Genomic DNA, 25,975 nt, shown 5'->3' with positions numbered 1-25,975 from the left:
GTCCCCAGGGAACGTTCCCGTTGCCACCGGATCGCGATCAGAGATCGCGCTTGAACACCGTCGTGCTGGTCCGCACCCGCATCCCGAGCCGCTCGTACATCGCCAGCGCGCCGGTGCCCGAATGTGTCCAGACCGTCAGGTTGCGCCGTCCAAGACGGTAGAAACCGAGCGAGGCATGCGCGAGCATGGCCCGGGCCAGCCCCTTGCCGCGCTGGTCCTTGCGCACCGCGAGTTGCTCGACATAGCCCTCGTCGGAGTCAGGCAGAGCGAGGCAGATCGTCACTCCGACCAACTCGTCACCGGCAAAGGCCACTTGCGACAGCTCCGGCGCGAAGGTGGTCCGCTCGACCGTCATCCGCGCCCATTCGTCGTACGGCCAGCGGCGCGGCTGCCACTCGTCGAAGGCGTTCTGGATCACCAGGTACGCCGCCGGCGCGTCCTCCGCGCTGAACGAGCGAATCGACACCCCGGCCGCCAACTCAGGCACGATCGGCTCCTCGGTCGCGGTGATGTCGAGCTGCCAGTTGGTCGCGAGCACCTCGTACCCGCGGGCGCGCAGGATCGCAGTACCGGCCAGGTCGTCGTCCTCAACCGTTTGTGCGACCCACGGGCTCTCGATCTCGGTCGCCCGCGCCTCGGCCCACTCGACCAGCGCGCTGCCCAACCCCAACCCCCGGTACTCCGAACCGACGTCGACCTGCGAGCGCCGTCCTCGCACCCATACCCAACCCGCGAGTGAACCGCCCGGTTCGAGCACCACCAGGCTGTCCACGGCCGGGTCGAGCCCTGGCCGTTCCAGCGTCGCCTCGACCTCGTCGACCGCGATCCCGGTCATCTCGCTGATCGCTTTGGCATCAGCCGGCGCAGCAGGTCGGCAACTGAATCCAGCAGGTATCACCGGGGGAGTAGGCACGTCACCGATCCTCGCCCGGGTCCGCGGTCCAGGCAAACAAGTATCCAAGTTGTTGCCGTCAGCTGTACTACGCGCGCGGGTGACCGTGCGACCATCTGCTGTGCACAGAGCCCTGCCGCGTCTGATCGCCCTGACCGCGGTCGTCCTGGTCCCGATCTCCTGCGGACAACAGGAGCCGACCAGCGCCCCGGCGGCCGTCACCTCGACCGCTGCACCCGCGCCCGTGCCGACGTCCACGACGCGTACGCCGGCCGACCTCACGCAGGCGACCTTCGCGCCGAAGGTGCTGGGCGCGCTGGCAGCCAGGGGCGGGTTCCAGGTCTCGGCGAAGGTCCAGGAAGGGCAGAAGGCGCCGAAGCAGGTGCACGCGCTGGTCTATTTCAAAGGCCGCTCGGTCGACGTCGAGACGAAGACCCAGTCCGGTGGTGGGCTGATCCGGGTCGGCCGGTCGATCTACCTTCAGGACGCGAAGCTGACCGGCGACGCCAAGAAGCCATGGGCGGAGCTCGATCTCGGCAGCAGCACGAGTGAGGAGAAGGTCGCGGCGACGGCCGCCGACGCGTGGATCTCGGCTCGGCTGTTCCACCAGCTGATCGGCGGAGCGCCGTACGCGACCTTGTTCCAGCCGGCCGGCGAGCAGGTGATCGACCGGGTGACCACCCAGCAGTACACGATGCGGATCGACCTGCAGAAGGCCGTCGCGGCCGGCGCGCTGGGGGAGTACGTCGACCAGGCTGACCTCGCGACCCTGCCGAAGCAGCTCAGCGTCACGGTCTGGGTGGATCCGAACGCGCTGCCCCGGCAACTCGAGTTCACCCGCGCCGATGCCAAGGCCGGCAGCGTCCTGGTGTCCGCGAAGTTCAGTCAATTCGGGCGGCGGTCGCTGGTGCTGCCGCCCAAACCGGCGAAGCTGGGCGAGCCCGACTTCAGTTGACGATCACGTCGGAGGCCGCGTCGGCGGCTTCGACCTCTTCGCGGCTGATGCCGAGCAGGTAGAGGATCGTGTCGAGGTACGGGACGCTCAGGTGAGTGTCGGCCGCTGCCCGGACCACCGGCTTGGCGTTGAAGGCGATGCCGAGACCGGCCGCGGCGAGCATGTCCAGGTCGTTCGCGCCGTCGCCGATCGCGACGGTCTGCGACAACGGCGTACCGGAGGTCTTGGCGAACCGGCGCAGCGCGGTGGCCTTGCCGGCCCGGTCGACGATGTCGCCGACCACCTTGCCGGTGAGCTTGCCGTCGATGATCTCCAGCTCGTTGGCGGCGGCGAAGTCGATACCGAGATCGGCCGCGAGCTTGTCGGTGATCTGGCTGAAGCCACCGCTGACAATGGCGAACTGGTAGCCGAGGCGCTTGAGTGTCCGGACCAGCGTGCGTGCTCCCGGCGCCAACTCGATCGCCTGGAAGACCTCGTCGAGTGCCGAGGCCGGCAGCCCTTCGAGGGTCGCGACCCGGCTGCGCAGTGACGCAGAGAAGTCCAGCTCACCACGCATCGCCTGCTCGGTGACGGCGGCGACCTCCTCGAACCGCCCGGCGTGGGTGGCCAGCATCTCGATCACCTCGCCCTGGATCAGGGTCGAGTCGACGTCCATCACGATCAGCCGCTTGGCCCGGCGGTACAACCCACCCGGCTGTACTGCGACGTCCAGGCCCTGGACGACACCTTCCAACGCCAGCACCTTGCGCAGCGAGTCGGGATCGGCTCCCGAGACGGCAATCTCCATCGCGGTCACCGGATAGCGCGCCATCCGGCTGATCCGGTCGATGTTCGCGCCGGTGTCGGCGATCCGGCCGGCGATGGCGGCGAAGCCCTGCGCGGTCAGCGGGCTGCCGATCACGGTGACCTGGGTCCGGCCCTTGCGCCGTGGCTCGTTGTCGCCGAAACCCTTCTTCAGGTCGATGTCGACCTCGAGGTTCTCGGCGAGAGCCTTGAGCTCCTTCTTGAGTTCCTTGTGGTCGCGGGGCGCCGACAGCAGCACGCCGAGCACCAGCCGGCCCCGGAGTACGACTTGCTCGGCGTCGATCACATCGAGCCCGCGCAGCGCGAGGGTCGACAGAACCGCGGAGGTCAGACCCGGCCGATCCGTACCGGTCAAGGTGACCAGCAGGGTAGGGCGGTCCGATAGGGGCGTCTCGTGCTCAGCCTGGTCAGTCATCTCAAGGCCTCAGGCTACCGATGAATTGTTAACGGGAGGTTGGCGGTCCACATGCCGCGACGAGAGCACGCCGGGCTGCCGCGGCCAGGTCGGTCAACGCGCGTCGGCGAGCGTCTGCCTCGGCGCCGGTGATGGCGGCGCCGTCGTCCTCCAGGGCCGCGTCGGCGATGGCCAGGCAGCGTCGAGCGGTCGCCGCGGTCTTTACCGCACGAGCTTCGTAGCCGGGGGCAAGGTCATCGCCCTTGCCCGAACCGATCTTGCGGATGTCGATCAGCGCGTCCGCGACCTCGGGCTTCCACTTGGCCACGTCGAGTGCGGCCAGCGACTCGGCGGCTTCGATCAGCGCGGCACGCAGGCCGCGGTCTGCCTCACCGATGTCGGCAGGTGGCGGACTGGTGGCCGGCAACACGGTCCACTGCACCGCCGGCCCGACGTACGCCGGTACGAGCCCGATCTCCGTCCCGGTCAGTACTACGGCCTCGCCCGTCTCGAGCGCCGCCTCGTTGAACTTCGGCGGACCGGCCAGCCCGATCGGGTCGCCGGGAATCGGCAGCGCGAGATGGGCCTGGGTGGCGCCGGCCGCGCGCAGCAGGTTGAGGGCCACCGGCAACGTGGTCGGCTCGGGATGCCCAGCCAGACCGGACACCTGGTGCCCGACGTCCTCGCCGAGGATCTTCTCGGCGGCGGTGTCCGGGTCGCAGGCACCGGTCAGCATCGCGTTCGTCCACACGGTGAAACGCACCGAGGCGGCAGTGGTCAGCACGCTTGCCAGTGTCCCATCCGGTGGGTGAGGTCTCGACACCACGCCCACCACCCCTCGCTTTCCTTCCCTCGCCGACCCGACACGACAGGGTCGGCGTCAACCATCCGAGTGGAGACCACTAGGTTTTGGCCTATGACTGCGGTGGCTGAGTTGGCTGGTGTCTCGATCGTGCGTGGTGGCGCCGTCCTGCTGGACGGTGTCGACTGGTCCATCGAGGAGACCGACCGCTGGGTGGTGATCGGCCCGAACGGCGCCGGCAAGACGACCATGCTGCAGATCCTCGCCGCCCAGATGCACCCGACCACCGGTGTGGTCGGGCTGCTCGGCGAGGTGCTCGGCGCTGTCGACGTGTTCGAGTTGCGGCCGCGGATCGGGCTGACCAGCGCGGCGCTGGCCGACAAGCTGCCGAGGTCGGAGCGGGTGTCGGACGTCGTCGTCTCCGCGTCGTACGCCGTACTCGGCCGGTGGCGCGAGGAGTACGACGAGCTGGACCACCAGCGGGCCAACGAGTTGCTGACCGAGCTCGGCATCGGTCACCTGAGCGAACGCACCTTCGGCACGTTGTCCGAGGGGGAGCGCAAACGGGTCCAGATCGCACGCGCGTTGATGACCGACCCCGAATTGATGCTGCTGGACGAGCCGGCGGCCGGCCTGGACCTTACGGGTCGCGAACAGTTGGTCAGGTCCCTCAGCGCGATCGCGACCGCCGAGGGTTCGCCGGCGATGGTGCTCGTCACCCATCACGTCGAGGAGATCCCGCCGGGCTTCACCCACGCGATGCTGCTCAAGCAGGGGCGCGTGGTCGCGGCCGGGCCGATCGAGCAGGCGCTGACCGCCGAGTCCCTGAGCGACACCTTCGACCTCGCGCTGAGCCTCGACCACCACGACGGCCGGTACTTCGCCCGCGCTCTCTGAGTCCGTTCGCCGCTTTTGCGCGTCACACTTGGTGCTGGGCCTGCCTGAGGTCCCTGACGCGGATAGAGTTGGCAGATGATGGATTGGATGCGGGACAACGTGTGGGCCGCCTGGGCGGGAATCGCCGTCGTGCTCGGTCTGGCGGAGCTCGCCTCACTCGACTTCACCTTGCTGATGCTCGCCGCCGGAGCGCTGACCGCGGCCGGCGTCGGTGCGTTCTTCCCGCACCTGCTCTGGCTGCAGATCGTCGTCGCGCTGATCACCTCGGCCGCGATGCTGGCCGCGATCCGCCCGCTGCTGGTCCGCAAGATCCACCACGGCGCCGAGCTGAAGACCGGCTCCGCCCACGTGATCGGCCGCTCCGGCGTCGTCGTCAAGGAGATCCACCCCGACGGCGGCGGCTCGATCAAACTCAACGGCGAGCTGTGGACCGCCCGCCCGTACGACGAGGTCTCCACCATCGAGCCGGGCACCCGGGTCGAGGTGATGTCGATCGACGGCGCCACCGCGGTGGTCTATCCGATCGGCCACCCGATCGACCACACCCTCCCGGAGTTCCCCAAAGACACCGAACCACCCCGCTGAACCTCACAGGCAAGAAGTACAAAGAATGGTTCGGACAGGTCGTGCCCCTCGACCTCCGCGGCGGGGTGCGGCTACGGCTCCGGTTGCGGCGGCCTGGTCGGGTTGAGGGTGCATTGGCGGGCGGCACGCGGGGGCGGTGACCGGGCGGAGTACAGCAGGCGAAGTACTGTCGGGAGTACGGATGTCGATGCCGTTGACGAGGCTCCCGGATCGTGAGGGAACCGTTGCCCACTGTGGCCCGTCGATAGGAAAGACTGTCCGTCCTGAGGTTTTGTCTAGTGGGAGGGTCATGTGACCGCGTTCCTCGTAGTGTTGGCATTGGTCGCCTTGTTGGTGGTCGTCACACTGATCAAGTCAGTCCGGGTCGTGCAGCAGCAGACCGTCGGCATCGTGGAGCGGTTCGGGAAGTTCAAGGTGGGCCTGCAGCCCGGCCTGAACCTGCTGACGCCGTTCGTGGACAAGGTCCGCTACACGATCGACATGCGCGAGCAGGTGGTCGCGTTCCCTCCGCAGGGCGTGATCACCGAGGACAACCTGATGGTGTCGATCGACTCCGTCATCTACTTCCAGGTCAACGATCCGGTCCGGGCGACCTACGAGATCTCCAACTACATCCAGGCGATCGAGCAGCTCACCATGACCACGCTCCGCAACATCATCGGTGGCATGGATCTGGAGCAGACGCTGACCAGCCGCGAGGAGATCAACGAGAAGCTCCGGTACGTGCTGGACGAGGCCACCGGCAAGTGGGGGATCCGGGTCAACCGGGTCGAGCTGCGGTCGATCGACCCGCCGCCCTCCATCCAGGACTCGATGGAGAAGCAGATGCGCGCGGACCGCGACAAGCGCGCCGCGATCCTGACCGCCGAGGGTATGCGCCAGTCGGCCGTGCTGTCGGCCGAGGGCCAGAAGCAGTCCGCGATCCTCACCGCGCAGGGTGACCGGGAGTCCCGCATCCTGCGCGCGCAGGCCGAGCGGGAGGCGCGGATCCTGAAGGCGCAGGGTGAGGCGCAGGCCATCACCACCGTCTTCAACGCGATCCACGCCGGCAAGCCCGACCAGGGTCTGCTCGCCTACCAGTACCTGCAGATGCTCCCGTCGCTCGCCCAGGGCGACTCGAACAAGCTGTGGATCATCCCGAGCGAGATCGGCAAGGCGATGGAAGGCCTCGGCAGCGCCGTCGGCCAGATCGCCGGGATCACCCAGAAGGCCGAGGGCCCGTTCCCGCAGCCCGAGCTGGGTGACTCCACCGCCGTCCAGGTCGACAGCGGCATGGGCACGGCGGCGACGCCGGACGCCGCGGTGGCCGAGGCCGACAACGCAGTACAGGAAGCCATTGCTGCCGCCGAGAAGGCCGCAGTCGGCAACCGCGCCGCCCAGCAGGCGGCTCCGCAGGCGGTCACCTCGGCTCCCGAGCCGACCACCCCGGTGCAGGACGGCCCTCCGCAGGAGCGCTGACCACCAGTACTACGTAATGCCACACGGCCCGGCTGCTCGCAGCCGGGCCGTGTGACGTTTCCCGCTCACCGGCCGGACAGTGGCGCAGCGGCGACGGTCAGGTGCGTAGAGTCTTGCGACGATGACATGGTTCGAGGCGTTGTTCGTCCTGGTGGCGGGCGTGGGCGCAGGCACGATCAACGCGGTGGTGGGTTCAGGCACGTTGCTGACCTTCCCCGCGCTGCTGGCTGTCGGCCTGCCGCCGATCCTGGCCAACGTCAGCAACAACATCGGCCTCTCACCCGGTACTGCGGCCGGTGCGATCGGCTACCGCCGTGAGCTCAAAGGTCAAGGCGGCCGGATGCTCCGCCTCATCCCGGCCTCGCTGGTCGGCGGCATCGTCGGCGCCGTCCTGCTGCTCAAGCTGCCCGGCTCCGCCTTCAAGGCAGTCGTCCCCGGCCTGATCCTGCTCGGCTGCGTCCTGGTCGCACTGCAACCGTGGCTCTCGAAGCGGATCGGCGCGCCGAAGCACACGGATCGCGGCGCCTGGTGGGTGATCCCGGCCGTCTTCCTGACCGGCGTCTACGGCGGGTACTTCGGCGCCGCCCAGGGCGTCCTCCTGATGGCCGTCCTCGGCATCGGCATGGACGCGAACCTGCAACGGATGAACGGCCTGAAGAACGTGCTCGCCACGGTCGTCAACGGCGTCGCCGCGGTGATCTTCGTCATCGTCGCGGACGTCGACTGGCTGGCTGTCGGCCTGATCGCGGTCGGCTCGACGATCGGCGGCACGCTCGGCGCCCGCTACGGCCGCAAGCTGCCGCCGACCGGTCTGCGGGTGCTGATCGTGGTGATCGGCATCGTCGCCGTCGTCACGATGGTTTTCTGACCTCGAGCCCGGCCAGCAGGAGATCCAGCCCGTAGTTGAACTGCTCGTCGCCACCCGAAGTGCGGGCCAGCTCCGGCGCCAGCTCGACGACCGTCGGGAACTGGTGGGCCGACAGCGACTCCATCGACGTCCGCAACCGGCGCCAGGCATCGGGGTCGAGTCGCTCGGAGGCCATCTGGATCTCCCAGGTGGTCGCGCCGAGCACGTAGGTGAACAACGTGGTGTGCGTGCGGGCAGCGGCCAAGGGCTCCAACCCGGACGCACGCAGTACGCCGAGCAGGCCTTCGGCCACCCGGGCGGTCTCCTGCCCGCTCAGCGGGCGCAGCGCGAGTAGTTGCGTGAGGCAAGGATGTTGCAGCATCAACGCGCGCAGTCCGCGGCAGACCGACCGGACCTGGTCAGGCCAGGGGAGGTCCGGCGGCACGTCGGGCACCAGCGCCATCAGGTGGTCGCGGATCGCGTCGTACAGATCGTCCTTGTTGCGGAAATAGGTGTAGAGCGCCATCGGGCCGACACCCAGTTCACCGGCCAGGCCGCGCAGGCTGAACGCGTGGAAACCCTTGGCCTCCATCAGGTCGAGCGCAGTGCGCACGATCAGGTCCGGATTGAGGGTGTTGCGCGGGGTGCGGGGTTTGGTGTCCGACATCTCATCGACCTCCTTAACGTACAGTGTATAGTACGACGTAAGGCAGCAATCGACAGAGGAGCGCGAACAAAGTGCGAGCCGTACAGATCAGCGAGTTCGGTGGACCCGAGGTACTCAAGGTCGTGGACATCGACGAGCCGGTGGCAGGCGACGGGCAGGTGCTGATCACCGTGGACCGGGCGGGCGTGAACTACGCCGACACCCACCAGGTGGAGAACAGCTATCTGTCCAAGGCGAAGCTGCCGCTGATCCCGGGCGGCGAGGTCGTCGGCCACACCGCTGACGGACGTCGCGTGGTCGCGCTGGTCGGCACGGGTGGGTATGCGGAGAAGGCAGTGGGCTACGCCCAGGCCGCGTTCGACGTACCGGAGGGTGTCAGTGACGCCGATGCGCTGGCGCTGATCGTTCAGGGCACGAGTGCTTGGCACCTCCTCAAGACCTCGACACACCTGCAGCCGGGGGAGTCGGTCCTGATACACGCCGGTGCGGGTGGCGTCGGCTCGCTCGCGATCCAGCTCGCCAAGCTGTGGGGTGCCGGCCGGGTCATCGCCACCGCCTCCACCGAGGAGAAGCGCCAGCAGATCCTGGACCTCGGCGCGGACGCCGCGATCGACGGCGAGCCGGAAGGCCTGAAGGACCGGATCATCGAGGCCAACTACGGCAAGCCGGTCGACATCGTGCTGGAGATGGTCGGCGGCAAGACGCTGGACGAGTCGTTCGACGCGCTGGCGACCTTCGGCCGGCTGGCCACCTTCGGCGCCGCCTCCCGTCAGCAGGCCGAGCCGATCGCGCCCGGCCGCCTGATGAAGGGCTCGAAGACCATCGTCGGCTTCTGGCTGGCCGACTGCTTCAAGACCCCCGCGCTGCTGGGCGACCCGCTCGCCGAGCTGTTCGGGCTGGTCCAGGAAGGCAAGCTGCGCTCGATCCTCGGCGGCGACTACGCCCTGTCCGAGATCGCCACCGCGCACGAAGACATGCGGGCCCGCCGGACCGTCGGCAAGCTCGTACTCGACCCCACTCGCTGATCACCAATCACTAGGAGTCCGACCATGACCATCGCAGTCGAGAAGGTTCTCTACACCGCCCGCGCCACCGCCGAGGGCGGCCGCCAGGGTCACACCGCCAGCGACGACGGCAAGCTGGACGTCACCCTCGCCCCGCCGAAGGAGATGGGCGGCAGCGGCGACGGCACCAACCCCGAGCAGCTGTTCGCGGCCGGTTACGCCTCCTGTTTCCACAGCGCGATGAAGACGGTCGCGCGGACCACCAAGCAGGACACCACCGACTCGACCGTGGCCGCGACCGTCGGCATCGGCCCGATCAACGGCGGCGCCGGCTACGGCCTCGAGGTCGAGCTGATCGTCACCCTGCCGAACCTGGACCGCGAGGCCGCCGAGCAGCTCGTCGCCAAGGCGCACGAGGTCTGCCCGTACTCCAACGCGACCCGCGGCAACATCAAGGTCGACCTCAAGGTCGCCTGACCTCAGGGATCAACCAGCACCAGCGCCGGTCAGGCGCTGCTCAGCTCATCCGCTCGAGGGCTTCCGCGAGCAGAGCCGGAGTGGCGCCGACCGGCGCTGCCGCGATCGTCAGCGCCTCCATGATCGCGGCGTACTCGTCCAGGTCCTCGAGCTTGTCCAGGTAGAGCGCGCTCGCCGCGTGCTCGATGTAGACCACATCCGGCAGGTCGCCTTCGGGGAACCGCAGGATGCTGAACGCGCCGCCGGCGCCGGGATACCCGACGCTGCTGAACGGCATGATCTGCAGCGTCACGTTCGGCCGCTGCGAGACCGTGATCAGGTGCTCGATCTGCTCGCGCATCGTGGCCCGCCCGCCGACCGGGCGATGCAGCGCCGCCTCGTCGAGGACGACCCACAACCGCGCCGGATCGGGCCGGGTGAGAATCTGCTGCCGGGTCACCCGAAGGGCCACCCGCTGGTTGATCTCGTCGGTCGGCAGATAGGCCTTGCCGAGCTGGACCACGGCGCGGGCATAGTCCTCGGTCTGCAACAGGCCGGGCACGAAGAGCACCTCGTACGCCCGGATCAGCTTGGCCGCGACCTCGAGCCCGACGTAGTTGCCGAACCAGCTCGGCATCACGTCGCCGTACCGCGACCACCAGCCGGGGTTGTTCGCCGCGCGGGCCAGGTCCATCAGCCGCTCGCGCTCTTCGGCGTCCTTCATCTCGTACAGGTCGAGCAGGTCGCTCACATCGCGTTCCTTGAACCCGACCCGGCCGAGCTCCATCCGGCTGACCTTGGACTCCGAGGCCCGGATCTGCCAGCCGGCGTCGGCACGGCTGATCCCCGCGGCCTCACGCATCCGGCGCAGGTGTCCACCGAGCATGATCCGCAGCGCGGTCGGTCCACCATCGCCACCCGCCACCGTCACCCCAGCATGTTAGCGGCAGTCAGGCGGGAGTGCTGAGTTCCAGCACCGTGGCGGACGGGAGCTTGGCGAGATCCGCGCCGTCGAGCAGCAGCTTGGAGCCGCGGATGCCGCTGCCGATCACCACCAGCCCGGCTTGTGCGACCGCATCGTCGACGAGCACCGGCCACGCCGCCGGTACGCCGATCGGCGTGATCCCGCCGTACTCCATCCCGGTCGAGCCGACCGCGTCGTCCTGCGCCGCGAACGAGATCTTCCGGACGCCGAGGTGCTTGCGGACGGTCCCGTTCACATCGGCCCGGTGGGTGGCGAGCACCATCACCGCGGCGTACGTCGAGTCGCCGGCCCGCTTGCCGTGCACGATCACGCAGTTCGCCGAGGCGGCCATCGGTACGTCGTACTCCGCGCAGAAGGCTGCCGTGTCGGCGAGAGTCGGATCGATCGCGACCGCCCAGGCCGGCAGGTCGCCGAGTGCCGCGCGCACCGGCTCGGCCAGCAACTCCGGTACGTCGGCAGCGGGTTGCCAGTCGAGCTTGCCGAGGACCGGCGCGCTCACTTCTCGGCGTCCACGAGGTCGGCGTACTCGGTGTGCTTCTCGAGGAAGTGCTGGTAGTAAGGGCAGGCCGGGCGGACCCGCAGCCCCGCGTCACGCGCGTCGTCCAGCGACTTGGTGGCGATCTTGCCGGCCACTCCGTGCCCCTGGTACTCCGGCAGCGTCTCGGCGTGCCGGAACGAGATCACCGAGCCGAGCAGCTTGTAGTCGACGAAGCCCATCAAGTTGCCATCGGCATCGCGAGCCTCGTACCGGCTGGCGTCCTTGGCGTCCGTGATCGCGATCTCGTTCTCCATGCCAGCCACTGTATCCAGGCTCGCGGACAGTTCGGGTTTTGACCTGGCAGCTGCCGGGGTACCCGGTCCAGCGGACTACTGGACCCGGCCGGGAGGAGTGCGAATGAGCAACGAGCATGCCTTGAGCGAGGGGAAGGCGATACCGAGTCTGGTACCCGCCCGGATGGACCGATTGCCGTGGACGCGGTTCCACTGGATGATCGTCGTCGGTCTCGGTGTCTCCTGGATCCTCGACGGCCTGGAGATCCAGCTGGTCTCGCTGGTCGGCAACACGCTGAAAGAGGGCGCGACGCTCGGGCTGAGCACCGCCCAGGTCGGTCTGCTGGCCTCCATCTACCTCGCTGGTGAAGTGGTAGGAGCGCTGTTCTTCGGCCGGATGACCGACAAGTTCGGCCGCAAGAGCCTGTTCATCATCACCCTGGTCGTCTATCTGGTGGCGTCGGGCGCGGCCGGTCTGACCTGGGACTTCTGGTCGCTGGCGCTGTGCCGGTTCGTCGCCGGGATGGGTATCGGCGGTGAGTACGCCGCGATCAACTCGGCGATCGACGAGCTGATCCCGTCGAAGTACCGCGGCCGGGTCGACATCGGCGTGAACGGCACCTACTGGGCCGGCGCGCTGCTCGGTTCCGCGATCGGCCTGGTCTTCCTGGACACCGACATCGTCGCGGTCGAGTGGGGCTGGCGGCTGTGCTTCCTGGTCGGTCCGGTGCTGGGGCTGATGATCATCTACCTGCGCCGGCACATTCCGGAGAGCCCGCGCTGGTTGATGACGCACGGCCGGGTCGAGGAGGCCGAGCGGACCGTCGACGAGATCGAGCGGCGGGTGCGCGAGCAGGGCGGCGAGCTGCGCGAGGTGTCCGACGACGAGGCGATCAACGTCGTCGACTACCCGCCGGTGACGTACCGCGAGATCGCCCGGGTGATGCTGCGCGACTACCGGAGCCGGTCGTTCCTCGGCTTCTCGATGATGGTCACCCAGGCCTTTCTCTACAACGCGATCTTCTTCACCTACGCCCTGGTGCTGAAGGCGTACTACGGTCTGGACGACTCGGGCGTCGCGCTGTACTTCTTCCCGTTCGCGATCGGCAACCTGGCCGGGCCGCTGCTGCTGGGGCACTTCTTCGACACCATCGGCCGCCGCAAGATGATCTTCGGGACCTACGCGACCGCTGCCGTGGTGCTGTTCGTCACCGCGCTGCTGTTCAACGCGGGTGCGCTGAACGCGGTCGGGTTGACCGCGATGTGGTGCGTGGTGTTCTTCTTCGCCTCGGCAGGAGCGTCGTCGGCGTACCTGACGGTGAGCGAGATCTTCCCGATCGAGCTGCGCGGGCAGGCGATCTCGTTCTTCTTCGCGATCTCGCAGCTGACCGGTGGCGTGGTGGCGCCGTTCCTGTTCGCGTCGCTGATCGGTGAGGGCGACAACCCGGCCCGAGGCCCGCTGACAGTGGGCTACATCATCGGCGCCGCTGTGATGCTGATCGGTGGTCTGATCGCCTGGTTCTTCGGGGTGGATGCCGAGGGGCAGTCGCTGGAGAACGTGGCCAAGCCGCTGTCCGCCCGGGAACGCGCCTCGTCGACGCGCTTCCAGGGGCCGACGCCGCGGTTGCCCAGCACCGATGCCGAGGGACGCCAGCAGGATCAGTAGCTGATACCGGCCACTAGGATCGAGCCCGTGGGTTCTCTCCTGGTGGCCGGTACTACGTCCGACGCGGGCAAGACGACTGTCGTGACCGGGCTCTGCCGCTGGCTTGCCCGGCAGGGGATCCGGGTCGCGCCGTACAAGGCGCAGAACATGTCGAACAACTCGATGGTCTGCGCCGACGGTGCCGAGATCGGCCGCGCACAGTGGATCCAGGCGATCGCGGCCGGGTCCGAGCCGGAGGCCGCGATGAACCCGGTGTTGTTGAAGCCAGGGAGTGATCGGCGCAGTCACGTAGTACTGATGGGGGAGCCGTGGGGTGAGCTGACCGCTCGCGGGTTTCTGACCGAACGTGCCGAGCTCGCGAAGGCGGCGTTCGCGGCGTACGACGATCTTGCTTCGCGGTACGACGTGGTGATCAGCGAGGGTGCTGGGAGCCCGACCGAGATCAATCTGCGGCAGTCGGACTACGTGAACATGGGGCTCGCGCAGCACACGCGCTCGCCGGTAGTGGTGGTCGGGGACATCGATCGTGGGGGAGTGTTTGCGTCGATGTTCGGCACGGTCGCGCTGCTCGACGCGGCCGACCAGCGGCTGATCAGTGGGTTTGTGGTCAACAAGTTCCGTGGTGATGTGTCGTTGCTGCAGCCTGGGATCGACATGCTCTCGGCGGTGACTGCGCGGCCGACGTACGGGGTGCTGCCATGGCTGCCCGGGCTGTGGCTGGACTCGGAGGATGCGCTCGACGTACCGGCTCGGCGGGTGGCGCAGGAGTCTTCGGCGCTGACGGTTGCTGTGGTGCGCTTCCCGCGGATCAGCAACTTCACGGATCTCGATGCGCTCGCTGTCGAGCCGACCACGAGCGTGTTCTTCACCGCGAGCCCCGCTGAGGTCCGCGATGCCGATCTGGTGGTGCTCCCCGGCTCGCGCGCGACCATGGCTGATCTGGAGTGGCTGCGCTCTACTGGGCTGGCTGATGCGGTGGTGGCTCGCGTGGCGGCTGGTCGGCCTGTGCTGGGGATCTGTGGGGGCTATCAGTTGCTGGGTGGCGCGATCTCGGATCCTGCCGGCGTGGAGGGTGGCGGGTCTGCTGACGGTCTGGGGTTGTTGCCTGTAGCAACGTTGTTTGGTGTCGACAAGGTGCTGGCCCGCCCCGCGCCGACGGCGTACGAGATCCACCACGGTGTCGTCATGGTGACCGGCTCCGCTCTGGAGTTCCCGGGCGGCTGTCGTGCAGGCGTTGTCTGGGGCACGATCTGGCACGGCCTCCTGGACGACGATGCTTTTCGGCACGCCTTCCTTGCTGAGATCGCCGCACTGACCGGCAAGCCTGCTCCGGACGGCTCGGTGTCGTTCGGCGGAATGCGCGAAGCGCGCCTGGACCTCCTCGCCGACGCCATCGACGAACACCTCGACACCGGCGCCCTGCTGTCCCTGATCGAGTCAGGCGCTACGGCCGATCTCCCGTTCATCCCGCCAGGCGCACCCAAACTGTCGGCGCCCTGACCTACGGTTTCCGGTGTGGACCTCAAGGCAGAGCTACACCAGAAACTGCGGGACGCCCGCGCCGTCCTGCTGACGAAACTCGACGGCCTCAGCGAGTACGACCGGCGCCGCCCGCTCGTCCCCTCCGGCACCAACCTGCTCGGCCTGGTCAAACACCTGGCCGGCCTCGAGTACCTCTACCTCGGCGAATGCTTCGGCCGCACCCCACCCGAGAAACTCGCCTGGGTCGAAGACAAGTCGATCTGGGACGGCGCCGACATGTGGGCCCTCCCCGAGGAGTCCAGCGACTACCTGATCGGCCTGTACCAACGCGCCTGCGCCTTCGCCGACGAAACCCTGGTCTCCCTCGACCTCGACGCTCCCGGCTCGGTCCCGCACTGGCCAGAAGACCGCCGCGCGACCACCCTCGGCGTCCTCCTGATCCGGATGTCCCACGAAACCGCCCACCACGCCGGCCACGCAGACGTCGTCCGAGAACTCATCGACGGCACGGGTGGCGCTGATGCCGACATGCTCGACGAAAACGGCTGGACGGAGTACTACGCGAAACTCCAACAGGCGGCCGACGCCTTCAAATAGCTCCCGTCCACCCCTGATTTGATCGCCTGGAGACAAGCCGGTGCACAGGAAAATCGCCGTCGCGGTGTCGGCGCTGCTGTTCGCGCTGCTGGCGGTGGCCGTCACGCTGGTCGCGACCATGCACGACCGGTCGTATCCCCAGGAGCTGTCGACGAAGTCGATCGTCAATCTCGACTTCTCCAGCACCGGAATGGACGAGACCCAGGCGATCCGCGAGCTCGGCGTACTGAGCGACACCCTGCACCTCGGCCTGGTCAAGGTCGCGCCGGATCTCAGCGGCGACCAGACCGGTCAGGTGTTCGTGAAGGTCGGCACCGAGGGCGACCTGCCCGAGGGGGTCCGCCGGTTCGGCAACGACCAGGACGCCACCGTCCGCGGCAAGGAAGCACTCGAGCACTCCTACGCCTCCGGCGAATACCTTGTCACCGGCTCCACCAACGGACTCCCGGCCTTCAAGGCCTGGCTGACCGAGCACCGCGTGATCACCAAATGGAACGACAACACCCTCGGTGGGACGCTGCGGCTGGTCGTCAAACAAGGCAGTTTCGCCACCAGCCTGCTGGCCGCGACCGCGTTGATGGTGTCGCTGGTCCTGTACTGGCTGTCGGTCAAGGCCCGCGGCAGGGCCCTGCGCGCACTGGCCGGTGTCTCGACCTGGCGAATCCAGTACGAGGACCTGGCCGGATTCCTGGTCGCCATCCTGACCGGCGCGATCGTGGTCGACGTCCTCGCGTTGGCGTGGACCGGGATCGCGCAAGGCTGGGACTTCGTGCCGAAGTACCTGGGGATTCTGGTCACGTTCGACGTGATCGTGGTCGCGCTGACGATGGCCTTCGCAGTCGGCATGTCAGCCGCGTCCTGGCCCGGCCTGGCGATGCTGGCCAGGCGAGAGCCAGCGGTCAAGTCGCTGGGCAAGGTGTCACTGGTCCTCAAAGGACTGACCTTCGTACTGGTCTTGGCTGCTGTCGCGCCCGCCTTCACCGCGTACATGACTGCTCGTGGATCGGCCGAGCAACAGGCCCGCTGGAAGGCACTGGCCGACCAGACGGCGCTGTCTTTCTCCGGCGCGCTGGGGGAGGACGGCTTCCAGCAGATCATGAAGCAGGTCGGCGACGTGGTGGCCGATGCGGAGAAGCAGGACGCGGTCGCGCTCTCCTACACGTGGGACGACATCGGTCTCGAGGGCGTGGACCTGGGCAGGTTCGAGGCGTTGGCGCTGGTCAGCCCGGCGTGGTTGCGACTGATGAACAAGAGCGCCGCGGGCGAGACTCCTGGCCTGGTACCACTACCCGACGACCAGATCCCGGGCGACGCCAAGCAGTTCGTCAAGGACAGCCTCGGGTTGTGGACCCGGGACAAGTCGACCGGCGACGCAGTCCTGAGCAAAGTCACCTTCCACCACCTCGCGGAGCCGGCCAAGGTGCCGATGTCCGGCGCCGGCAGCGGCGAACTGCTCTTCCCGAAAGACGCGATCGTGGTGCTGGCGCCGAACCTGCACAGCACCTTCAACGACAGCTTCCTCGCCTCTGCCGCCTCGACCAGCAACCTGCTCTTCAGCGGACTCGGACCGACCCAGGCGCTGGTCGTCAAGCACGGTCTGCAGCGCCAACTGACAGTGCTCTACGCAGCTGAAGACGGTGTGCTGATCGCGCAGTACACGGCGTACTTCGCTTGGCTGCAAGGCGTCTCACTGATCGCCCTGATCGTGGCACTGGTCGTCTCATCGCTGATCGCCGCCTTCATCACCGCCGTACTGCGTGCCAAACGCGACTTCCCCTTGCGCCTGGCCGGCCAGAAGTGGCGGGAGATCCTGGCCGACCGGGTCATCATCGAGTGGTGCGTCGGCATCGGCCTGACCGCGACGATCATCGGCCTCCGCCGCGGCGACGACGCGCTACTGGTCGCGGTGGCCGCGCTGGTCGGATTGCTCGCCGCGCCGGTCACGCACCTGCTGGCCACCCGCTGGACCTTCGAGAACGTCAGCCGCCGCCGACTGTAGACACCGCGGCCCGCAGTACGGGACCTACCAGGGCACCACGTCGCCCTGGTAGTTGAGGAACTGCAGCCCGGGCTTCCCAGCCTGGGCGTTGATGGTCGCAGCCACGCCCGGGATGCTGTCGTCGATGGTCAGCGGTGCCTCAGCGCCGCCGAGGTCCGTCTGGACCCAGCCGGGGTCGATGAGCAGCAGGGTGTGGGAAGCATCGACATACCGAGCGGCATAGCAACGCATCAGCTGGTTGAGGGCGGACTTGCTTGCGCGGTAGGCGTCCTGGCCGCCGCGGATGTTCATGCTGAGGCTGCCTTGGCTGGACGACATCACGCCGATCGTGCCGTCGGGTGTGACCAGCGGGCGCAGTGTCTCGAGAGCCCGCATCGGGCTGAGGGCGTTGGTGACCATCACTTCGGTGAACATGTCGGTGGGGACCTCGCCGATCGGGAGGTCGCCGAGGGCCACGGCGGCGTTCACGAAGAGTAGGTCGAGCGGGCGGTCGATGAGTCGGTCGCGAAGCGCGGAGAGTTGAGCAGGCGAGGTCATGTCGAGTTGCTCGATGGTGAGGCGGCCGTCGGAGGTATCCGCGAGGTCGTGCAACCCGGTACGCCGGTCGCCGCGGACGGTGCCGATCACGTTCCAGCCGAGGCGGAGGTATTCGGTGGCCAGGCCGAGGCCGAGGGCCCGGGATGCGCCGATGATGAGTGCGGTCTGAGTCACGGTTCTCCTGATGGTCACGCGAGGACGGCGGGCTTGAGTACTTGCTCGCACCACTGCCGGAAGGTGGTCGGGGTGGAGTTCTCCGGCGTACGGCGTACTCCGGCGTCGAGGCCCTCGTCCTTGGCGCGCATCATGTCGACCATGCCGCCGACGAAGGCGTCGCCGAGGCCGAAGCTGGTCAGCCGGGCGGCGAGTGATTCGAGCGATTCGCGTTCGTAGCGGATCGGCCGGCCGAGTACGTCGGACATGATGCGCGCGAGGTCGTTCGCCGAGAGATCCGAGGCGCCGAGCACGGGCACGCTGTCGACGCCTGTCCATGAGCGGTCGAGCAGGAGTCCGGCGGCAGTAGCGGCGATGTCCGCAGTGGCTGCCCAGGGTGCCTGGCGGTCGGCGTCGACGGTGTCGGTGAAGACGCCGTGGTCGCGGATCGACGGGAGTTGGCGCAGCAGGTTGTCCATGAACGACGGGTTGGCGAGGGCTCGGTAGGCGACGCCTGACTGGGCGATCAGGTCGTCCATTTCCAGCGAAGCCGTGACGAGGCCCGCGGTACCGGCGACCGGCGTACCGCGGCCCAGGGCCGAGACGCCGACGACGTGACTGATGCCATGTGCGACGAAAGCGTCGGCGGCGGCCCGGGTGAAGCCGGCGAACGCGGAGTGCAGACTCGGCGCCTGGCTGTTCGGTGGGACGATCCAGAAGACGGCGTCAGCGCCGGTGAAGGCCTTGTCGACGACCTCGGGATCGCCGTGCGAGCCGGTGACGACGTCGACGCGGTCGCGGACGGCAGCGGGAAGTTTGGCGGGATCGCGGACGATGACGCGCAGGTCCTCACCGGGAGCCGCTGCCAGCAAGTCCTGGAGAAGTTGGCGACCGATGTCGCCGGTGGGCGTGGTGACGATGATCATGATTTAACTCTGCGTGCTGGCCGAGCGCAGGTCCAATACCTCTCCGTGACCATTGATACTGTTGGGGTATGGATCTCGACCTGCGCAAGCTCCGGTACTTCGCCGCGGTCGCCGAGCACCGGCATTTCGGGCGGGCGGCCGAGCAGCTCTACATCGCTCAGCCGGTGCTGAGCCGGCAGATCCGGGCGCTGGAGCGCGAGCTGGGCTGCGACCTGTTCGTTCGGACCACTCGGAGCGTGCAGCTGACACCGGCGGGGGAGCAGCTTCACCAGGAGACCCGCGCTGTGTTCGCGACCGTCGACTCGGCCGTCCGGCGTGTGCTCGAGATCGATCGCGGGGTCGAGCGTCTGGTCGTTGCCTTCGCCTCCGGGCTGCACGTGTCGGAGGCGGTGCTCGCCTTCTCGGCCAAGTACCCCGAGGTCGAGATCGACCTGGTGCGGCTGAACTGGTGGGAGCAAGATGCGCCGCTGCGCGACGGCAGGGTGGACGTCGGCTACCTGCGCCGCCCGTTCGATGACACCGGATTGCACGCCGTCCCGATCGGCAGCGAGCGCAAGATGGCCTGCCTGCCGGTCACGCACCGGCTGGCCGATCGCGGCAGCATCGTGATGGCGGACCTCGACGGTGAGGTGCTGATGAACAGCCTGCCCCGGCGGACCGCGTCGATCGAGGAGAAGTTCGAACTGATTGCCACCGGCAACGGTGTTGCGCTGGTTCCGGAGTCGGTGGCGCGGGCCTATCCGCGCGACGACGTCGCCAACCTGCTGATCACCGACCTCGACGCGGACGAGACCTGCCTGGCCGTGCCGGCCGGACGGCGAGACGAGCGGATGCTCGATTTCCTCGATATCGCGGCCACGACGCTGCGGCCGTAGTACCGGAGCTTGCTATCGTTGCAGGCGACATCGAGCGAGGAGTTCAGACGTGGTGGGTGACGACGACATCTCCGGGTGAGTCCCGAGGTGACAGGCCGCAGGCAGCAGTACGCCGTGGCCATTTCGTCGTTCCACCGATCCCGTCGTTCCGCTGAGCGGCCGCCGCGCGCGGCCCGGCGCCTCACCCGAAGGTTCTTCGCATGTCTTCTGCGTTCATCGCTGTCTCCAACCTGTCCTTCTCCTGGCCCGACGACACTCCTGTCTTCGACGGCCTGTCCTTCACCGTCGGCGCCGGCCGGACCGGGCTGGTCGCGCCCAACGGCGCAGGTAAGAGCACGCTGCTCAAGCTCATCGCGGGTGAACTCCAGCCGAGTGCCGGCGGTGTCTCCGTCGAGGGCACGGTCGGCTACCTCCCGCAAAGCCTGCCGCTGACCGGCGATCTGACAGTGGCCGAGGTGCTCGGCATCGCCCCCGTGGTCAAGGCGCTCAACGCGATCGAGTCCGGCGACGTCGCCGAAGAACACTTCACCACCGTCGGCGACGACTGGGACATCGAGGAGCGCACCGTCGCCCAGCTCGATCGGCTCGGCCTCGGCGGACTCCAGCTCGACCGGAGGCTGAGCACGCTCAGCGGCGGCCAGATCATCTCCCTCGGCCTGGCCGCCCAACTCCTCAAGCGACCGGACGTCCTGCTGCTCGACGAACCGACCAACAACCTCGATCTGGCGGCCCGCAGCACCCTGTACGACGTACTGGCGGACTGGAACGGCTGTCTCCTGCTGGTCAGCCACGATCGGGTGCTGCTCGACCGAATGGACCGGATCGCCGAGCTGGATCGGGGCGAGCTGCGTTCGTACGGCGGCAACTTCACCGCGTACGAGGAAGCGCTGCGGACGGAGCGGCAGGTCGCGGAGAAGAACGTGCGCAACGCCGAGCAGGAGGTGAAGCGGGAGAAGCGCGAGCTGCAGCAGGCTCGAGAGCGGTCAGCTCGCCGGGCCAGCAACGCGGCCAAGAACCTGAGCAGCGCCGGCCTGCCGAAGATCTTCGCCGGCACGATGAAGCGCAACGCGCAGGAGTCGGCCGGCAAGGCGAACGAGACCCACACCGCACGGGTCGACGACGCCAAGGCGCGCCTCGACGAGGCCGGTCGAGCGGTCCGCGACGAGCAGAAGATCGCGCTGCAACTGCCCGCCACCAACGTGCCCGCGGGCCGCACGCTCTTCCACGGCGAGGGGCTGCAGGTGAGCCTCGGCGGCCGGCCGATCTTCAGCGATCTCGACCTCACCATCCGAGGCCCGGAGCGGATCGCCCTGACCGGCCCGAACGGCGCGGGCAAGTCGACGCTGCTCCGGCTGATCAGCGGCGATCTGCCGAGCGCCGGCGACAAGCAGCCGGGTGAGATCAAGCGCGCCGACGCCCGCATCGCCTACCTCTCCCAACGACTCGACCTACTCGACGTCGACCGCACAGTGCTCGAGAACCTGACGGCCTTCGCCCCCGCGATGCCCGAGGCGCAGCGGATGAACCTGCTGGCCCGCTTCCTCTTCCGCGGCGCCCGGATCCACCTGCCGGTCGGCGTACTGTCCGGCGGCGAGCGGCTCCGCGCCACCCTCGCCTGCGTCCTGTACTCCGAACCAGCACCCCAGCTGCTCCTGCTCGACGAGCCCACCAACAACCTCGACCTGATCAGCGTCAGTCAGCTCGAGTCGGCGCTCGAGGCGTACGAAGGCGCGTTCGTGGTGGTCAGCCACGACGAACGCTTCCTCGCCGAGATCGGCATCACCCGCCGGCTGCGTCTGGAGGAAGGCCAATTGGCCGGTCTGTGAGGATGGCCGGGTGAGCGAACAGTTGGAGGTGTTCCAGCAGCATCGCGGGCGGATGTTCGGGATTGCCTACCGGATGCTCGGGTCGGCGACCGAGGCCGACGAGGTGCTGCAGGAAGCCTGGTTGCGGTGGCAGGCCGTCGACCAGCGGACCGTGCAGGAGCCTGCGGCGTTCCTCGCGAAGACGGTGACCAATCTCTGCCTCAATCAGCTCACATCTGCCCGGGCCAGGCGCGAGACGTACGTCGGTGAGTGGCTGCCCGAGCCCGTGCTCACCGCCAACGGTCTCGACGACCTCGGCCCGCTCGACGAGGTCGCGCAGCGCGAGTCGGTCTCCTTCGCGCTGCTGACCGTGCTGGAGAAGCTCACCCCGGCCGAGCGTGCGGCGTACGTACTGCGGGAGGCGTTCGCCTACTCGCATCGCGAGGTCGCCGACCTGATCGGTACGACGGAAGCCAACGCGCGCCAACTCCACTCACGGGCGCGCAAACGCGTCGCCACGGACCGGCAACCCCAGCCGGTCGACCCGGGTCACTGGCGCGCGCTGGTCGAACGCTTCCTCGCCGCCGCGCAACTCGGCGACCTCGCCGGCCTCGAATCGATGCTCACCGCCGACGTGGTCTCCCGCGCCGACGGCGGCGGCAAGGTCAACGCCGCGCGCAAGCCGGTGATCGGCCGGGATCGCGTCGCCCGCTACCTGATCGGTGTGCTGGAACGCTTCGGCGCCGGCCTCCAGCCGTACTTCGCGCAGTCGAACGGCGAGCCCGTACTCGTTGCCGTCGGCCCCGATGGGCTGCGGGCGGTGATCTTCCTCGGCTTCGGCGGCGAGCAGCTCAACACCCTCGACCTGGCGATGAATCCGGACAAGCTCATCCGGGCCGAGGACCAGTTGTCACGAATCGGCGGGGTGTCCGGTCTGGGCTGGTGACCCGAAAGGACACCACCCATGCGAACCATCCTCGTCACCGGCGGCACCGGCACCCTCGGCCGCCCGACGGTGGCCCAGTTGCGAGCGGCCGGCCACGACGTCCGTGTCCTGAGCCGCCGCCGCGGACCAGGGCTGACCACCGGCGACCTGACCAAAGGCACCGGCCTCCGGGAGGCAGTGAGCGGCGTCGACACCGTCCTCCACCTCGCCACCAGCCTCGGCCGCGCCGACGTCACCCAGACCCAGCACCTCATCGACAGCCTGCGGCCCTCGGGTGTCGAGCACCTGATCCTCATCTCGATCGTCGGCATCGACCGCATCCCGCTGCCCTACTACCGCCACAAACTCGAGTCCGAGCGACTCGTCACCAACTCCTCGATCCCGTACTCCGTACTGCGGGCCACCCAGTTCCACAACCTCGTCGACCAGGTGCTCACCGCCCAGCGCTTCCTGCCGCTTCTGCTCGCCCCGGCGGTCCGCTTGCAACCCATCGCGGTGGATGAAGTCGCTTCGCGGCTGACCGAACTGGCTGCTGCTCCACCGGCCGGCCGGGTCGAGGACATCGGTGGCCCAGAGCAGCAATCTGTCCCGGATCTCGCCCGGCTCTGGAGGCAAGCCGCAGGCTCGCGCCGCCCGGTGGTTCCACTCCGCCTGCCCGGCAAGGCGTTCCGTGCCTATGCCGACGGCGCCGCCTTGACGAGCGGAGCGGCGTACGGGCAGAAGACGTTCACCGAGTACCTCGCCGAGGTGACCAAATGAGTCGGTTATTACGTCCAGGCCTGATCATCCTCGCCGCAGTCCAGTTCGTGGTCGGCGGCTGGACGCTGTTCTTCCCGGCGAGCTTCTACAACGACGTGCCGACCGTCGACTGGACTCCGCCGTACAGCGAACACCTGTTCCGCGACTTCGGCAGCACCACGCTGGGGATCGGCATCGTGGTCGCCGCCGCCGCGATCTGGCTCGAGCGGCGGCTCGTGATCGTCGCGTTGCTGGCCTATCTCAGCTATTCGGTCACCCACTTCGCCTTCCATGCGCACCATCTGGAGGGCGACTCGCCGGGGTGGTCGGCCGTGCTGCTGAGCTTCACGATCCTCTCGGTCCTGCTGCCCGCCGCGCTGCTCCCGGCCGCGGTCAAGCTGACAGTGACTTGACGACTGTGACAGTACTACTGTCACAATAGCGGGCATGGGCCCACTGAGCGGTGTGAAGGTCGTCGAGCTGGCGGGGATCGGGCCGGCGCCGTTCGCCTGCATGATGCTGGCGGAGATGGGCGCCGAGGTACTCCGGATCGAGCGTCCGGGCGGCGGTCTCGCGATGGGACCGCCCGAGTTGGAGTTGCTAAACCGCGGCCGCCGCAACGTCGCCCTCAACCTCAAGAACCCCGATGCGATCGAGACTGTCCTGCAGTTGGTCGCGGGCGCCGACGTACTGATCGAGGGCTTCCGGCCAGGCGTGGCCGAGCGGCTTGGACTCGGTCCGGACGACTGCCACGCGGTGAATCCGAAGCTGGTCTACGGCCGGATGACCGGCTGGGGGCAGGACGGCCCGCTGGCCCAGTCGGCCGGCCACGACATCGACTACCTCGCGCTCTCCGGCGCCCTGCACCTGATCGGCCGCGCAGGCGGACCCCCGCAGGTCCCGGCGAACCTGCTCGGTGACTTCGGCGGCGGTTCGCTGTACCTCGTGGTCGGGATCCTCGCCGCGTTGCTTGAGGCGCGGGGGAGTGGCCGCGGTCAGGTCGTCGACGCCGCGATCGTCGACGGCGCCGCTCATCTCACCACGATCGTGCACGGCGCGATGGCCGGCGGTAGTTGGAAGCCGGAACGCGGTACCAATCTGCTCGACACCGGCGCGCCGTTCTACGACGTGTACGAGACGTCGGACGGCGAGTTCATGGCGGTCGGCGCGATCGAGCCGCAGTTCTATGACGAGTTGATTCGGCTCCTCGAGATCGAGACGCCGGACCGGTACGACCAGGCCAACTGGCCGGGGTTGCATGAGCTCCTCACCAAGACCTTCGCGCAGCGCACCCAGGCCGAGTGGACCGAGGTCTTCGACGGCACTGACGCCTGCGTCTCACCAGTGCTGCGACCAACCGCCGACCATTCGCATCTAGTTGCCCGAGGCACCTTCATCGAGCAGGACGGGGTCCGGCAACCAGCGCCTGCCCCGCGGTTCTCCCGTACCCCGTCGCGGCTCGACCGACCCCCGGCCCGCGCCGGCCAGCACACCCGCGAAGCCCTGGCCGACTGGGGAGTGACCGGCATCGACGCCCTGCTCGACTCCGGCGCCGCCGTCCAAGCCGACTGATTGATTCAGGAGACCAGCTGTGGAACGTCACCTCTTCGACGCCGATCACGATGCCTTCCGCGAGACCGCGCGTGCCTTCTGCGAGAAGGAGATCGCGCCGCACCACGACAGCTGGGAGGAGGCTGGCATCGTCCCGCGCGAGCTCTGGACCGCGGCCGGTTCGGCCGGGCTGCTCGGCTTCATGATGCCCGAGCAGTACGGCGGTGGCGGCGTCCGCGACTTCCGCTTCAACGCGGTCGTGATCGAGGAGGTGACCAAGGCCCGCGCGAGCGGTCCCGGCTTCACCATCCACGCCGACCTGGTCTCGTCGTACCTGCTCGACTACGCGACCGACGAGCAGAAAGAACGCTGGCTGCCGAAGTTCTGCTCCGGCGAGACGATCACCGCGATCGCGATGACCGAGCCCGGCGCCGGCAGCGACCTGCAGGGCATCACCACCACTGCCAAGCGCGACGGCGACGACTACATCCTGAACGGGCAGAAGACCTTCATCTCCAACGGCATCCTCGCCGACCTGGTGATCGTCGTCGCGAAGACCGACCCCGAGGCCGGCTACCAGGGCATCTCGCTGCTGGTCGTCGAGCGCGGCATGGAAGGCTTCGAGCGCGGCCGCAACCTGGAGAAGATCGGCCTGAAGGCGCAGGACACCGCCGAGCTCTTCTTCGACAACGTCCGGGTGCCGGCCACCAACCTGCTCGGCGAGGAGGGCAAGGGCTTCATCTACCTGATGGAAAAGCTCCCGCAGGAGCGCCTGACCATCGCCGTGGTCGCGGCCGCCGCCTGCGAGAGCGTCCTCGCCACCACCCTGCAGTACGTGAAGGACCGCAAGGCCTTCGGCCGCCCGATCGGCTCCTTCCAGAACAGCCGCTTCGTCCTCGCCGAGCTCGCCACCGAGACCCAGATCGCCCGCGTCTTCGTCGACCGCTGCATCGAGGAGCTCAACACCGGCAGTCTGACCGTCTCCGACGCCGCGATGGCCAAGTGGTGGACCACCGAGCTGCAGAAGAAGGTCGTCGACAAGTGCCTCCAGCTGCACGGCGGCTACGGCTTCATGACCGAGTACCCGATCGCCAAGGCCTACCTCGACACCCGGATCCAGACCATCTACGGCGGCACGACGGAGATCATGAAGGAGATCATCGGCCGCACGATGGGCATCTGA

27 protein-coding genes are annotated in these 25,975 nt (G+C 68.2%); 18 read left to right on the top strand and 9 right to left on the bottom strand.

Annotated features, from left to right (window positions below; all coding sequences use genetic code 11):
• Positions 1-37 precede the first annotated feature (37 nt).
• Positions 38-913 (bottom strand): GNAT family N-acetyltransferase, encoded by an 876-nt coding sequence (locus tag AB0P21_RS03260; RefSeq protein WP_363693426.1) that lies wholly within the window; start codon positions 911-913, stop codon positions 38-40.
• A 100-nt stretch (positions 914-1,013) separates the two neighbouring features.
• Between AB0P21_RS03260 and AB0P21_RS03255 the strand changes: the two genes are divergently transcribed.
• Complete coding sequence (locus tag AB0P21_RS03255) at positions 1,014-1,847, top strand: hypothetical protein (RefSeq protein WP_363693425.1); 834 nt, start codon at positions 1,014-1,016, stop codon at positions 1,845-1,847.
• Here AB0P21_RS03255 and serB read toward each other — a convergent pair.
• Positions 1,840-3,066 (bottom strand): phosphoserine phosphatase SerB, encoded by a 1,227-nt coding sequence (serB, locus tag AB0P21_RS03250; protein ID WP_363693424.1) that lies wholly within the window; start codon positions 3,064-3,066, stop codon positions 1,840-1,842. The genes AB0P21_RS03255 and serB overlap by 8 nt on opposite strands.
• Before the next feature lie 28 nt (positions 3,067-3,094).
• A complete protein-coding gene (locus tag AB0P21_RS03245; RefSeq protein ID WP_363693423.1) occupies positions 3,095-3,829 on the bottom strand; it encodes a hypothetical protein in 735 nt (244 codons plus the stop codon).
• 132 nt (positions 3,830-3,961) lie between these two features.
• Here AB0P21_RS03245 and AB0P21_RS03240 point away from each other — a divergent pair, with 132 nt between their 5' ends.
• From AB0P21_RS03240 to AB0P21_RS03225, 4 genes are all read left to right on the top strand, one after another.
• Positions 3,962-4,744: an ABC transporter ATP-binding protein gene (locus AB0P21_RS03240; protein WP_363693422.1), complete on the top strand. Its 783-nt coding sequence runs from the start codon at positions 3,962-3,964 to the stop codon at positions 4,742-4,744.
• Between the two features lie 75 nt (positions 4,745-4,819).
• On the top strand, positions 4,820-5,329 hold the full coding sequence (locus AB0P21_RS03235; RefSeq protein WP_363693421.1) for an NfeD family protein: 510 nt from the start codon (positions 4,820-4,822) through the stop codon (positions 5,327-5,329).
• Positions 5,330-5,620: 291 nt separating this feature from the next.
• Positions 5,621-6,787: an SPFH domain-containing protein gene (locus tag AB0P21_RS03230; protein ID WP_363693420.1), complete on the top strand. Its 1,167-nt coding sequence runs from the start codon at positions 5,621-5,623 to the stop codon at positions 6,785-6,787.
• A 121-nt stretch (positions 6,788-6,908) separates the two neighbouring features.
• Positions 6,909-7,655, top strand: a complete 747-nt coding sequence (locus AB0P21_RS03225) for a sulfite exporter TauE/SafE family protein (RefSeq protein ID WP_363693419.1) — start codon at positions 6,909-6,911, stop codon at positions 7,653-7,655.
• On the opposite strand, the gene AB0P21_RS03220 is transcribed toward AB0P21_RS03225, so the two are convergent.
• Positions 7,639-8,301 carry a TetR/AcrR family transcriptional regulator gene (locus tag AB0P21_RS03220; protein ID WP_363693418.1) on the bottom strand — a complete coding sequence of 221 codons (663 nt, stop codon included), beginning with the start codon at positions 8,299-8,301 and terminating at the stop codon, positions 7,639-7,641. The two genes, AB0P21_RS03225 and AB0P21_RS03220, sit on opposite strands and share 17 nt — an antisense overlap.
• A gap of 71 nt (positions 8,302-8,372) precedes the next feature.
• Between AB0P21_RS03220 and AB0P21_RS03215 the strand changes: the two genes are divergently transcribed.
• A complete protein-coding gene (locus AB0P21_RS03215; protein WP_363693417.1) occupies positions 8,373-9,326 on the top strand; it encodes a zinc-binding dehydrogenase in 954 nt (317 codons plus the stop codon).
• A 24-nt stretch (positions 9,327-9,350) separates the two neighbouring features.
• The gene (locus AB0P21_RS03210; protein ID WP_363693416.1) at positions 9,351-9,782 is read left to right on the top strand and encodes an organic hydroperoxide resistance protein; all 432 of its coding nucleotides are present in this window, start codon (positions 9,351-9,353) and stop codon (positions 9,780-9,782) included.
• Between the two features lie 40 nt (positions 9,783-9,822).
• Here AB0P21_RS03210 and AB0P21_RS03205 read toward each other — a convergent pair whose 3' ends face one another.
• The 3 genes from AB0P21_RS03205 to AB0P21_RS03195 all read right to left on the bottom strand — a co-directional run bounded on the left by AB0P21_RS03205 (position 9,823) and on the right by AB0P21_RS03195 (position 11,538).
• Positions 9,823-10,647, bottom strand: a complete 825-nt coding sequence (locus tag AB0P21_RS03205) for a helix-turn-helix transcriptional regulator (protein WP_363694411.1) — start codon at positions 10,645-10,647, stop codon at positions 9,823-9,825.
• Between the two features lie 64 nt (positions 10,648-10,711).
• A complete protein-coding gene (locus AB0P21_RS03200) occupies positions 10,712-11,245 on the bottom strand; it encodes a YbaK/EbsC family protein (protein ID WP_363693415.1) in 534 nt (177 codons plus the stop codon).
• Positions 11,242-11,538 (bottom strand): GNAT family N-acetyltransferase, encoded by a 297-nt coding sequence (locus AB0P21_RS03195; protein WP_363693414.1) that lies wholly within the window; start codon positions 11,536-11,538, stop codon positions 11,242-11,244. Before AB0P21_RS03195 ends, AB0P21_RS03200 begins: the two co-directional genes overlap by 4 nt.
• 103 nt (positions 11,539-11,641) lie before the next feature.
• Between AB0P21_RS03195 and AB0P21_RS03190 the strand changes: the two genes are divergently transcribed.
• The 4 genes from AB0P21_RS03190 to AB0P21_RS03175 are packed head-to-tail and all read left to right on the top strand — an operon-like array spanning position 11,642 to position 17,261.
• Positions 11,642-13,183 (top strand): MFS transporter, encoded by a 1,542-nt coding sequence (locus tag AB0P21_RS03190; protein WP_363693413.1) that lies wholly within the window; start codon positions 11,642-11,644, stop codon positions 13,181-13,183.
• A gap of 27 nt (positions 13,184-13,210) precedes the next feature.
• The gene (locus AB0P21_RS03185) at positions 13,211-14,683 is read left to right on the top strand and encodes a cobyric acid synthase (protein WP_363693412.1); all 1,473 of its coding nucleotides are present in this window, start codon (positions 13,211-13,213) and stop codon (positions 14,681-14,683) included.
• A 15-nt stretch (positions 14,684-14,698) separates the two neighbouring features.
• Positions 14,699-15,262, top strand: a complete 564-nt coding sequence (locus tag AB0P21_RS03180) for a DinB family protein (protein WP_363693411.1) — start codon at positions 14,699-14,701, stop codon at positions 15,260-15,262.
• A gap of 40 nt (positions 15,263-15,302) precedes the next feature.
• Positions 15,303-17,261: a hypothetical protein gene (locus AB0P21_RS03175; protein ID WP_363693410.1), complete on the top strand. Its 1,959-nt coding sequence runs from the start codon at positions 15,303-15,305 to the stop codon at positions 17,259-17,261.
• Positions 17,262-17,285: 24 nt separating this feature from the next.
• Here the strand turns inward: AB0P21_RS03175 and AB0P21_RS03170 are convergent, their stop codons facing one another.
• Positions 17,286-17,972, bottom strand: a complete 687-nt coding sequence (locus AB0P21_RS03170) for an SDR family oxidoreductase (protein ID WP_363693409.1) — start codon at positions 17,970-17,972, stop codon at positions 17,286-17,288.
• Between the two features lie 14 nt (positions 17,973-17,986).
• On the bottom strand, positions 17,987-18,877 hold the full coding sequence (locus tag AB0P21_RS03165) for an NAD(P)H-binding protein (RefSeq protein WP_363693408.1): 891 nt from the start codon (positions 18,875-18,877) through the stop codon (positions 17,987-17,989).
• Positions 18,878-18,945: 68 nt separating this feature from the next.
• On the opposite strand from AB0P21_RS03165, the gene AB0P21_RS03160 reads away from it, so the two are divergent.
• The 7 genes from AB0P21_RS03160 to AB0P21_RS03130 all read left to right on the top strand — a co-directional run bounded on the left by AB0P21_RS03160 (position 18,946) and on the right by AB0P21_RS03130 (position 25,975).
• On the top strand, positions 18,946-19,752 hold the full coding sequence (locus AB0P21_RS03160) for a LysR family transcriptional regulator (protein WP_363693407.1): 807 nt from the start codon (positions 18,946-18,948) through the stop codon (positions 19,750-19,752).
• Positions 19,753-19,952: 200 nt separating this feature from the next.
• Complete coding sequence (gene abc-f / locus AB0P21_RS03155; protein ID WP_363693406.1) at positions 19,953-21,578, top strand: ribosomal protection-like ABC-F family protein; 1,626 nt, start codon at positions 19,953-19,955, stop codon at positions 21,576-21,578.
• A 10-nt stretch (positions 21,579-21,588) separates the two neighbouring features.
• Entirely contained in the window at positions 21,589-22,503 is a 915-nt protein-coding gene (locus tag AB0P21_RS03150; protein WP_363693405.1) for an RNA polymerase sigma-70 factor, read from the top strand.
• A gap of 18 nt (positions 22,504-22,521) precedes the next feature.
• Complete coding sequence (locus AB0P21_RS03145) at positions 22,522-23,262, top strand: NAD(P)H-binding protein (RefSeq protein WP_363693404.1); 741 nt, start codon at positions 22,522-22,524, stop codon at positions 23,260-23,262.
• Entirely contained in the window at positions 23,259-23,654 is a 396-nt protein-coding gene (locus AB0P21_RS03140) for a hypothetical protein (RefSeq protein WP_363693403.1), read from the top strand. Before AB0P21_RS03145 ends, AB0P21_RS03140 begins: the two co-directional genes overlap by 4 nt.
• Positions 23,655-23,688: 34 nt before the next feature.
• The gene (locus AB0P21_RS03135; protein ID WP_363693402.1) at positions 23,689-24,813 is read left to right on the top strand and encodes a CaiB/BaiF CoA-transferase family protein; all 1,125 of its coding nucleotides are present in this window, start codon (positions 23,689-23,691) and stop codon (positions 24,811-24,813) included.
• A gap of 19 nt (positions 24,814-24,832) precedes the next feature.
• Positions 24,833-25,975, top strand: coding sequence for an acyl-CoA dehydrogenase family protein (locus tag AB0P21_RS03130; RefSeq protein ID WP_363693401.1), 1,143 nt, complete (start codon positions 24,833-24,835; stop codon positions 25,973-25,975).

This window comes from Kribbella sp. NPDC056861, from assembly GCF_040687575.1.
In the GTDB taxonomy this organism is placed as follows: Bacteria; Actinomycetota; Actinomycetes; order Propionibacteriales; family Kribbellaceae; genus Kribbella.
The sequence above is the reverse complement of the archived record's forward strand: the minus strand, read 5'-3'. Positions and strand labels throughout refer to the sequence as shown.

Coding starts and splice junctions, on each gene's coding strand:
- AB0P21_RS03210 (WP_363693416.1), top strand. CDS start 9,351: ATGACCATCGCAGTCGAGAAGGTTCTCTACACCGCCCGCGCCACCGCC.
- AB0P21_RS03240 (WP_363693422.1), top strand. CDS start 3,962: ATGACTGCGGTGGCTGAGTTGGCTGGTGTCTCGATCGTGCGTGGTGGC.
- AB0P21_RS03145 (WP_363693404.1), top strand. CDS start 22,522: ATGCGAACCATCCTCGTCACCGGCGGCACCGGCACCCTCGGCCGCCCG.
- AB0P21_RS03195 (WP_363693414.1), bottom strand. CDS start 11,538: ATGGAGAACGAGATCGCGATCACGGACGCCAAGGACGCCAGCCGGTAC.
- AB0P21_RS03205 (WP_363694411.1), bottom strand. CDS start 10,647: ATGCTCGGTGGACACCTGCGCCGGATGCGTGAGGCCGCGGGGATCAGC.
- AB0P21_RS03140 (WP_363693403.1), top strand. CDS start 23,259: ATGAGTCGGTTATTACGTCCAGGCCTGATCATCCTCGCCGCAGTCCAG.
- AB0P21_RS03160 (WP_363693407.1), top strand. CDS start 18,946: ATGGATCTCGACCTGCGCAAGCTCCGGTACTTCGCCGCGGTCGCCGAG.
- AB0P21_RS03225 (WP_363693419.1), top strand. CDS start 6,909: ATGACATGGTTCGAGGCGTTGTTCGTCCTGGTGGCGGGCGTGGGCGCA.
- AB0P21_RS03220 (WP_363693418.1), bottom strand. CDS start 8,301: ATGTCGGACACCAAACCCCGCACCCCGCGCAACACCCTCAATCCGGAC.
- AB0P21_RS03190 (WP_363693413.1), top strand. CDS start 11,642: ATGAGCAACGAGCATGCCTTGAGCGAGGGGAAGGCGATACCGAGTCTG.
- abc-f (WP_363693406.1), top strand. CDS start 19,953: ATGTCTTCTGCGTTCATCGCTGTCTCCAACCTGTCCTTCTCCTGGCCC.
- AB0P21_RS03135 (WP_363693402.1), top strand. CDS start 23,689: ATGGGCCCACTGAGCGGTGTGAAGGTCGTCGAGCTGGCGGGGATCGGG.
- AB0P21_RS03165 (WP_363693408.1), bottom strand. CDS start 18,877: ATGATCATCGTCACCACGCCCACCGGCGACATCGGTCGCCAACTTCTC.
- AB0P21_RS03235 (WP_363693421.1), top strand. CDS start 4,820: ATGATGGATTGGATGCGGGACAACGTGTGGGCCGCCTGGGCGGGAATC.
- serB (WP_363693424.1), bottom strand. CDS start 3,066: ATGACTGACCAGGCTGAGCACGAGACGCCCCTATCGGACCGCCCTACC.